This is a genomic window from Gemmobacter sp. (assembly GCF_016792925.1).
GTDB lineage: Bacteria > Pseudomonadota > Alphaproteobacteria > Rhodobacterales > Rhodobacteraceae > Gemmobacter.
Genome location: NZ_JAEULU010000336.1, coordinates 19979 through 28734, shown reverse-complemented (window position 1 = coordinate 28734; position 8756 = coordinate 19979). Strand labels below are relative to the sequence as shown.

General features: G+C 65.3%; 7 protein-coding genes. 5 read left to right on the top strand and 2 right to left on the bottom strand.

The annotated features are described in order from the left end of the window. The 4 genes from JNN06_RS16745 to JNN06_RS16730 all read left to right on the top strand — a co-directional run. A partial coding sequence (locus JNN06_RS16745) for an adenosine kinase (protein ID WP_291240731.1) occupies positions 1-836 on the top strand: 836 nt, incomplete at its 5' end. 44 nt (positions 837-880) lie between these two features. After that, a complete protein-coding gene (gene map, locus JNN06_RS16740) occupies positions 881-1630 on the top strand; it encodes a type I methionyl aminopeptidase (protein WP_291240730.1) in 750 nt (249 codons plus the stop codon). A 70-nt stretch (positions 1631-1700) separates the two neighbouring features. Then, positions 1701-4256 carry an aminopeptidase N gene (gene pepN, locus JNN06_RS16735; protein WP_291240729.1) on the top strand — a complete coding sequence of 852 codons (2556 nt, stop codon included), beginning with the start codon at positions 1701-1703 and terminating at the stop codon, positions 4254-4256. A 161-nt stretch (positions 4257-4417) separates the two neighbouring features. Beyond that, entirely contained in the window at positions 4418-4948 is a 531-nt protein-coding gene (locus tag JNN06_RS16730) for a hypothetical protein (RefSeq protein ID WP_291240728.1), read from the top strand. Here JNN06_RS16730 and JNN06_RS16725 read toward each other — a convergent pair whose 3' ends face one another. Continuing rightward, a complete protein-coding gene (locus JNN06_RS16725; protein WP_291240727.1) occupies positions 4949-5539 on the bottom strand; it encodes a transglycosylase SLT domain-containing protein in 591 nt (196 codons plus the stop codon). It abuts the gene before it with no gap. 179 nt (positions 5540-5718) lie between these two features. On the opposite strand from JNN06_RS16725, the gene gatB reads away from it, so the two are divergent. After that, complete coding sequence (gene gatB / locus JNN06_RS16720) at positions 5719-7230, top strand: Asp-tRNA(Asn)/Glu-tRNA(Gln) amidotransferase subunit GatB (protein ID WP_291240726.1); 1512 nt, start codon at positions 5719-5721, stop codon at positions 7228-7230. A gap of 47 nt (positions 7231-7277) precedes the next feature. Here the strand turns inward: gatB and JNN06_RS16715 are convergent, their stop codons facing one another. Then, positions 7278-8630: a dicarboxylate/amino acid:cation symporter gene (locus JNN06_RS16715; protein WP_291240725.1), complete on the bottom strand. Its 1353-nt coding sequence runs from the start codon at positions 8628-8630 to the stop codon at positions 7278-7280. Positions 8631-8756 lie beyond the last annotated feature (126 nt).

Sequence of the window (8756 nt, the reverse complement as noted above, 5' to 3'; positions counted from 1 at the left end):
TGAAAGACCGCGTGCAGGCGCCGGGCGGCTCGGTCGCCAATACGCTGGCGGGGCTGGGGATGCTGGGCCTGAAATCGGCCTTCATTGGCCGCGTGCATGATGATGCGCTTGGCCGCTTCTACGCCAAGGCCATGGCCGACGAGGGCACCGCCTTCGTCAACGCGCCGGTGCCGGGGGGCGAGCTGCCCACCTCACGCTCGATGATTTTCGTCTCGCCCGATGGCGAGCGGTCGATGAACACCTATCTTGGCATTTCCTCCGAACTGGGGCCGGAGGATGTGAGCGATGCGGTCGCGGGCGATACCGAGGTGCTGTTCCTTGAGGGCTATCTTTACGACAAGCCCAAGGGCAAGGAGGCCTTCGAGCGCGCCGCCCGCCTCTGCCGTCAGGCCGGGGGCCGCGCCGGGATTGCGCTGTCAGACCCCTTCTGCGTGAACCGCCACCGCCCCGATTTCCGCCGTCTGGTGCGCGATCTGGATTATGTGATCGGTAATCAGCACGAATGGGAAAGCCTCTATGAAACCGATCTCGATTCGGCGCTGAAACAGGCCGCCGCCGATTGCGGCCTTGTGGCCTGCACGCGCTCGGGCGAGGAGGTCATCGTGCTGCGCGGCACCGAGCGCGCGGTGGTCCCCGTCCGCCGCGTGGTGCCGGTGGATGCCACCGGCGCGGGCGACCAGTTCGCCGCCGGTTTCATCTATGGCATGGCCACCGGGCAGTCGCTGGAGGTTGCGGGCCGCATGGGCTGCGTCGCCGCCGCCGAGGTGATCAGCCATTTCGGCGCCCGCCCCGAGGCCGACCTGAAGGCCCTGTTCCGCAAGGAAGGCCTGATCTGACACTGCAAGGGGGGCATATCGCCCCCCACCCACAGGAGCCGCGCATGACCATCACGCAGGAATATGAACTCGACGGTCTCAAGGCCATCGGCCTCATCGTCGCCAATACCCTGCAAGCCATGCGCCGCGCCATGGAACCCGGCATGACCACGCGCGAGCTGGACGCCATCGGTCGCGCCTATCTGGACCGCGAGGGCGCGCAATCGGCACCCGAGACGGTCTATAACTTCCCCGGCGCCACCTGCATCTCGGTCAATGAAGAGGCCGCGCATGGCATCCCCGGCGACCGCATCCTGCGCGAGGGCGATCTGGTGAATATCGACGTCTCCGCCTCCAAGGGCGGGTTTTTCGGCGATACCGGCGCCAGCATCCCCCTGGGCCAGGTGCGCCCCGACCAGGAGCGCCTCTGCCGCGACGGCCAGCGCGCCCTGCAAATCGGCCTCGATCAGGTCGCCGCCGACCGCCCCCTCGCGGGCATCGGCCAGGCCATCGGCCGCTTTGCCGAGGCGCGCGGCTATACCCTCGTGCGCAACCTTGCCAGCCACGGCATTGGCCGCGCGCTGCATGAAGACCCCGAGGAAATCCCCACCTGGCCCGCCCGCCGCGAGCGCCGCCGCATCGCCCGGGGCCTTGTCCTCACGGTCGAGCCCTTCCTGTCAACCGGCGCCGTCTGGGCCGATCAGGGCCGCGATGGCTGGACGCTGCTCAGCCGCCCCGCCGCGCCCGTCGTGCAATATGAACATACCGTGGTGGCGCTGGAGTCCGGCCCGCTGATCCTCACCCGGCCCAGTTGAATTCGGGGCCAGTTGATGCCTTGCGCCCGGCGCACCATGCGCTAGCCTGCCCGCGATGCAGGAGGCGCACATGGCCGATCAGAACACCGTCTATCTCTCGGATTACAAACCCTTTCCCTGGCAGCCCGCCCAGGTCGCGCTGACCTTCCGCCTGGCCCCCCGCGCCACGCGGGTTCTGGCGCGGATCACCTTCGCGCCCAATCCCGCCGCCGATCCGGGCCAAGACCTGCGCCTGCATGGCGAGGGCCTCAGCCTCATCGCGCTTTCCCTCAACGGCCAGCCGCTCGGCGTCTCGCCCGATGCCACCGGCCTCACTTTGCCCGCCGCCCTGCTGCCGCCCGCGGGCTTCACGCTGGAAACCGAGGTCGAAATCTCGCCCGAAACCAATACCGCCCTTGAGGGCCTCTACATGTCGAACGGCATGTATTGCACCCAATGCGAGGCCGAGGGCTTTCGCAAAATCACCTTCTATCCCGACCGCCCCGATGTCATGGCGCCCTTCCGCACCCGCGTGGAAGGCCCGCATCCGGTGCTGCTGTCGAACGGCAACCCCATTGCCAGCGGCGAGGGCTGGGCGGAATGGGACGACCCATGGCCCAAACCCGCCTACCTTTTCGCCCTCGTCGCGGGCGATCTGGTGGCCCATCCCGACCGCTTCACCACCCAGTCGGGCCGCGAGGTGGCGCTGAACATCTGGGTCCGCCCCTCCGATGCCGACCGCTGCCAATGGGGCATGGATAGCCTGAAACGCTCGATGGCCTGGGACGAACAGGTTTACGGGCGCGAATATGACCTCGACGTGTTCAACATCGTCGCGGTCGATGATTTCAACATGGGCGCGATGGAGAACAAGGGGCTGAACATCTTCAACTCCAAATGCGTTCTCGCCACCCCCGAAACCATGACGGATGACGAGTTCAGCCGCATCGAGGCGATCATCGCCCATGAATATTTCCACAACTGGACCGGCAACCGCATCACCTGCCGTGACTGGTTCCAGCTTTGCCTCAAGGAAGGCCTGACCGTCTTCCGCGATCAGCAATTCTCCGGCGATCTGCGCAGCCATGCCGTGAAGCGCATCGAGGATGTGCTGGCGCTGCGCGCCCGCCAGTTCCGCGAGGATCAGGGGCCGCTGGCGCATCCGGTCCGCCCCGACAGCTTTGTCGAGATCAACAATTTCTACACCGCCACCGTCTATGAAAAAGGCGCCGAGATCATCCGCATGCTGCGCCTGCTGGTGGGCGAGGCCGCCTATGCCAAGGCGCTCGACCTCTATTTCAGCCGCCATGACGGGCAGGCTGCCACCATCGAGGACTGGCTCAAGGTGTTCGAGGATGCCACGGGGCGCGACCTTGCCCAGTTCAGCCGCTGGTATTTCGAGGCCGGAACGCCGCGCGTCACCCTCACGGAAGAGTGGCAGGATGGCACGCTGTCGCTCACGCTCACGCAGATGAACCCGCCCACGCCGGGGCAACCCGACAAGGCGCCCAAGCTGATCCCGGTGGCGCTTGGCCTGTTGAACCCCAATGGCGATGAGGTGCTGCCGACCACTGTGCTGGAACTGTCGCAGCCGCAGCAAACCTTCCACTTCGAGGGGCTGGCGGCGCGGCCCGTCGTCTCGGCCCTGCGCGGCTTTTCCGCCCCCGTGGTGCTGGACCATGCCCAAAGCCGCGCCGACCGCGCGCTGCTGCTGGCCCATGACACCGACCCGTTCAACCGATGGGAGGCGGGCCGCGCGCTGGCGAAACAGGGTCTGGCCGAGATGGCGACCAGCGGCGCCCCCGCGCCTGCCGATTGGCTGGCAGGCGTGGCGCGGCTGGTGCAGGATGAAAGCCTCGATCCGGCCTATCGCGCCCTGATGCTGCGCCTGCCCTCGGAAGATGACATGGCCGCCACCCTCGCCGCTGCCGGGCAGGTGCCTGACCCGGCGGCGATCCACGCCGCGCGCCGCCAGATGGGCACCGCACTGGCCGAGGTGCTGGCGCCCGCGCTGCCCGGCATGCGTGCGGCCCATGCCACCCCCGGCGCGTTTTCCGCCGAGGCCGGGCCAGCGGGCCATCGCGCGCTGGCGAATGCCTGCCTCGCCTTGCTCAGCCGTGTCGATGGCGGGCAAGCCGCGCGCGCCGCGTTTACCTCGGCCTCCAACATGACCGACCGTCTGGCCGCGCTCGCGGCCCTTCTCGACATCGGGCAAGGGGCCGAGGCGCTGGCCGCCTTCGAGGCCGAATGGCGCCATGACCGTCTCGTGATGGACAAGTGGTTCAGTGTACAGGTGCTGTACACTTCGCCCGAAAAACTGGCCGAATCTGTACATGCGCTTACCCTTCGGCCCGATTTCAGCATGGAAAACCCGAACCGCTTCCGGGCGGTGATGGGGGCCTTGTCGGGTAACCATGCGGGCTTCCACCACCCCTCGGGCGCCGCCTATCGCCTGCTGGCCGATTGGCTGATCCGGCTGGATGCCAAAAACCCGCAAACCGCCGCCCGCATGTCCACCGCCTTTGAAACCTGGCGCCGCTATGGGTCTGATTTCCAATCGAAAATCAGGGGGGAGCTGACCCGGATCGCGGCAGCGCCCGGCCTCAGCCGGGATCTGGGCGAGATGGTGGGGCGGATGCTGGGCTGACCCCGCGCAGGGGGGGGCTTCGCGCCCCCCGGTGCCTGCGGCCCCGCCCCCCGCGGGATATTTTTGAACAGAAAATGTTGGTTTTTCAGGGGGTTGACCGGGTGCTTGACCTTGGGGCCGGCGATGTGCGACCCAAGAAAGGGACAATTGGAGGGCGAGTGATGCCGGTGATCTTGGCAATTTTGGCGGCAGCGGCCGGGTTGATTTACTGGATGATGCGGGCGCGCGCTGCGGGCCATGCTGCGCAGGATCTTGTTGATATGGCAGGAGATTTGGCCGCCGCCGCCCGCCGTTTCGGCTTTCGGCGGCAAGCGGGCCGTCATCCGGTCGAGGCGCTGGAAGAGCCGGATGTGGCTGTGGCGGGCCTTGGCATGGCGATGATGGAGCTGGGCGGCTTGCCGACGCAAGAGCAGCAGAATGCGCTTTTGGTCAGTTTGCAGCACCATCTGGGGTATGATCTGCAAAAAGCGCAGGAAGCTCAGATACTTGGCCGTTGGCTGATGATGCAGTGCGGCGGGCCGATGCCGGGGTTTTCGCGTCTGGCGCGGCGTCTGGCCAAGCTGGGCGGGCCGGAGGTCTTTGACCCCTGCATGGCGGTGCTGCGCGATGTGATCGCAGCGCAGCCCGCAGGCATCAGCCCCCAGCAGAAAGAGGCGCTGGCGGAACTGGCGCTGGCCTTCAAGCTGCGCTGATCACTGGCAATAGCTTTGGCTGCTGAGCCAGGCGCGCATTTCGGCGCGCTTGTCTGCCTTGCGGAAGGGCATCCAGTCGCGACCGATACCGCGATTGCCGCCGCCGACGGCCACCCCGTCGCGGGCGACATTATGCGCCACCATCTCGACCGCGCAGGCCAGATTTGCGCTGCCATCCTTCAGCGCACCACTCGATCTTGCGTCGCAGCCGTAATTGGCGGCCGAACGCGGCGAGATCTGCATGATGCCGATATAGCGCCCGCCGCCGCCTGCCGCGCGCGGATTGTAGCTGCTCTCGTATTTTCCCACCGCCGAGATCAGCCCGGCCCAGAAGGCGCGGCGCTCGGGCAGGCTGGCACTCTCGTAGCCGGGGCACCATTGCGCGATGTCGGCGGGCACGCGGGCGGCCAGAACCGCATCCTCCTCGGCCACGGCCAGCAGGGTGTTCGTCGTCCATTTCGCGGCTTCGGGGTGGTGATCCCACCGCATCGGCGGCACCGTCGTCGCCTCGGCCTTTTGCGTCGATTGCAGGCTGCACCCGGCAAGGGTGAGGGCAGCAATGAGCCCGAAAAGGCCGATTTTGCGGGACATGGGCGATTCCATAGCGGCGACGCGTCCTTGCGCGACGCGGTTTTGTGCCGTGCTTCTGTGCGTTGTGGCAAGTTTTCCTTGGTCGAATGCGCGAAAATCCGCCACTCGGGCCTTGCGCAGCGCCTTGCCCGACAGCCCGCCGCCGCCTATGAAGGGGGCAAGTTTGCAAGGGGAAACCGATGCTTGATCTGACCTATGACATGCCGAAACCCAAGGTGATCGCCGGGGCGAAACACGATTGGGAACTGGTGATCGGGATGGAGATCCACGCGCAGGTCGCCTCGAATGCCAAGCTGTTCTCGGGCGCCTCGACCGCCGTGGGGGCCGAGCCGAACAGCAATGTCAGCTTCGTCGATTGCGCCATGCCGGGCATGTTGCCGGTGATTAACGAATATTGCATCGAGCAGGCCGTGCGCTCGGGTCTGGGGCTCAAGGCGGCGATCAACCTGCGCTCGGCTTTTGACCGCAAGAACTATTTCTACCCCGACCTGCCGCAGGGCTATCAGATCAGCCAGCTTTACCACCCGATCGTGGGCGAGGGCGAGGTGCTGGTGGAGATGGGGCCGGGCGTGGCGCGGCTGGTGCGGATCGAGCGCATCCATCTGGAGCAGGATGCGGGCAAGTCGATTCACGACATGGACCCGAACATGTCCTTCGTCGATTTCAACCGCACCGGCGTGGCCCTGATGGAGATCGTGAGCCGCCCCGATATTCGCGGCCCCGAGGAGGCGGCGGCCTATGTGGCCAAGCTGCGCCAGATCCTGCGCTATCTGGGCACCTGCGATGGCAATATGCAGAACGGCAACCTGCGGGCCGATGTGAACGTCTCGGTCTGCCGTCCGGGGCAATATGAGAAGTATCAGGAAACGCAGGATTTTTCGCATCTGGGCACGCGGTGCGAGATCAAGAACATGAACTCGCTGCGCTTCATTCAGGCGGCGATTGATTACGAGGCGCGGCGCCAGATCGCGATTCTGGAGGATGGCGGTTCGGTCGTGCAGGAGACCCGGCTCTATGACCCCGACAAGGGCGAAACCCGGTCGATGCGCTCCAAGGAAGAGGCGCATGATTACCGCTATTTCCCCTGCCCGGACCTGCTGCCGCTGGAGATTGAACAGGCCTGGGTCGATGACATCGCGGCGCGGATGCCCGAGCTGCCGGATGCCAAGAAGGCCCGCTTCATGGCCGATTTCGGCCTGACCGATTACGACGCCAATGTGCTGACCGCCGAGCTGGACGCGGCGGCCTTTTTCGAGGCCGTGGCGCAGGGGCGCGAGGGCAAAACGGCGGCGAACTGGGTGATTAACGAGCTGTTCGGAAGGCTTAACAAAGAGGGTCACGCGATCAGCGACAGCCCGGTCTCGGCGGCGCAACTGGGCGGCATGCTGGACCTGCTGGCGAAGGGCGAGATCACCGGCAAGATGGCCAAGGATCTGTTTGAAATCCTCTGGACCGAAGGCGGCGACCCGGCCGAGGTGGCGGCGGCGCGCGGCATGAAGGCCGTGACCGATACCGGCGCCATCGAAAAGGCGCTGGATGATCTGATCGCGGCCAATCCGGCTCAGGTCGAGAAGGCCAAGGTCAATGCCAAATTGGCGGGCTGGTTCACGGGCCAGGTGCTGAAAGCCACCGGCGGCAAGGCCGATCCGGCGGTTGTGAATGCCATGGTCGCGCAGAAACTTGGCCTGTAAGACTTTGATCCAGAACTGAAAAAGGGCGCCCTTTCCTTTTTGAATGCTCAGTCTGCCGCGACCACATCATCCGCGAAGGCGGGCGGCAGATCCACCGGATGCGGCGGCAGCGGTGCGGCCTTGCCCTCCAGCGCGGCGTGCAGCGCGGTCTGGTCCAGCTCGCCTTCCCAGCGGGCCACAACCAGCGTGGCGACGGCATTGCCGATGAAGTTGGTGAGCGCGCGCACCTCGGACATGAAGCGATCCACACCCAGAATCAGCGCCATACCGGCCACCGGCACCGTCGGCACCACCGAAAGCGTGGCAGCCAGCGTGATGAAACCGGCCCCCGTGATGCCCGCCGCCCCTTTGGAGGACAACATCGCCACCGCCAGCAGCAGGATTTCCTGTCCCAGCGTCAGGTCGGTATTGGTGGCCTGCGCAATGAACAGCGCCGCCATGGTCATGTAGATATTGGTGCCATCGAGGTTGAAGCTGTAGCCGGTCGGAACCACCAGACCCACCACCGAGCGCGAGGCGCCGGCGCGCTCCATCTTCTCGATCAGAGAGGGCAGGGCGGCCTCCGACGACGAGGTGCCCAAGACCAGCAGCAGCTCCTCTTTCAGATAGCGGACCAGCTTGAAGATGGAAAAGCCGTTATATTTCGCCACGGCGCCCAGCACGACCACCACGAACAGGAAGGCGGTCAGGTAGAAACAGGCCACGAGGAAGGCCAGGTTCACCACCGAGGCGATGCCATATTTGCCGATGGTGAAGGCCATCGCGCCAAAGGCACCGATGGGGGCGAATTTCATCAAGATCGCCACCAGCTTGAAGATCGGGAAGGTGAGGGTCTGCATGAAATTGTAGACCGGCTTGCCATGATCGCCCACCAAAGCCAGCGACAGGCCGAACAGGATCGAGATGAACAGAACCTGAAGGATAGTGCCCTCGGCAAAGGCGCCGACCAGCGTGGTCGGGATGATCTCCATCAGGAAGCCGGTGATGGTGGTTTCATGCGCCTTTTCGGTGTATTTCGCCACCGCCTCGGCATCCAGCGTCGCCGGGTCGATGTTCATGCCCGCGCCCGGCTGCACCAGATTGCCGACCAGAAGGCCCACCACCAGCGCCAGCGTGGAGAAGGTGAGGAAGTAGATCATCGCCTTGCCCGCCACGCGGCCGACCTTCTTCATGTCGGTCATCCCGGCGATGCCGGTGGAGACGGTCAGAAAGATCACCGGCGCGATGATCATCTTCACCAGTTTGACGAAAGCATCGCCCAGCGGTTTCAGGCTGGCGCCAATATCGGGCCAGAAATGACCCAGCAGGATGCCCAGCGTGATGGCAACCAGCACCTGAACGTAAAGCTGGGCATAAAGCGGTTTTCGGCCCTGGGGGGCCGTGTGCGGGGTAACGATCATGGTATTCCTCCCAGAATGACCTGTGGCCGCAATGCGGGTGGATCGTGGCTACTCTCCTGCCGGGGTCACGAATAGTTGTGGTTTTCCGCAAGCCGATCTGCACCATGGCCGAGATCGGCAGTTGCG

Bases quoted from the DNA above. Each gene is read 5' to 3' on its own strand.
- map (WP_291240730.1), top strand. From the start codon at position 881: ATGACCATCACGCAGGAATATGAACTCGACGGTCTCAAGGCCATCGGC.
- pepN (WP_291240729.1), top strand. From the start codon at position 1,701: ATGGCCGATCAGAACACCGTCTATCTCTCGGATTACAAACCCTTTCCC.
- JNN06_RS16730 (WP_291240728.1), top strand. From the start codon at position 4,418: ATGCCGGTGATCTTGGCAATTTTGGCGGCAGCGGCCGGGTTGATTTAC.
- JNN06_RS16725 (WP_291240727.1), bottom strand. From the start codon at position 5,539: ATGTCCCGCAAAATCGGCCTTTTCGGGCTCATTGCTGCCCTCACCCTT.
- gatB (WP_291240726.1), top strand. From the start codon at position 5,719: ATGCTTGATCTGACCTATGACATGCCGAAACCCAAGGTGATCGCCGGG.
- JNN06_RS16715 (WP_291240725.1), bottom strand. From the start codon at position 8,630: ATGATCGTTACCCCGCACACGGCCCCCCAGGGCCGAAAACCGCTTTAT.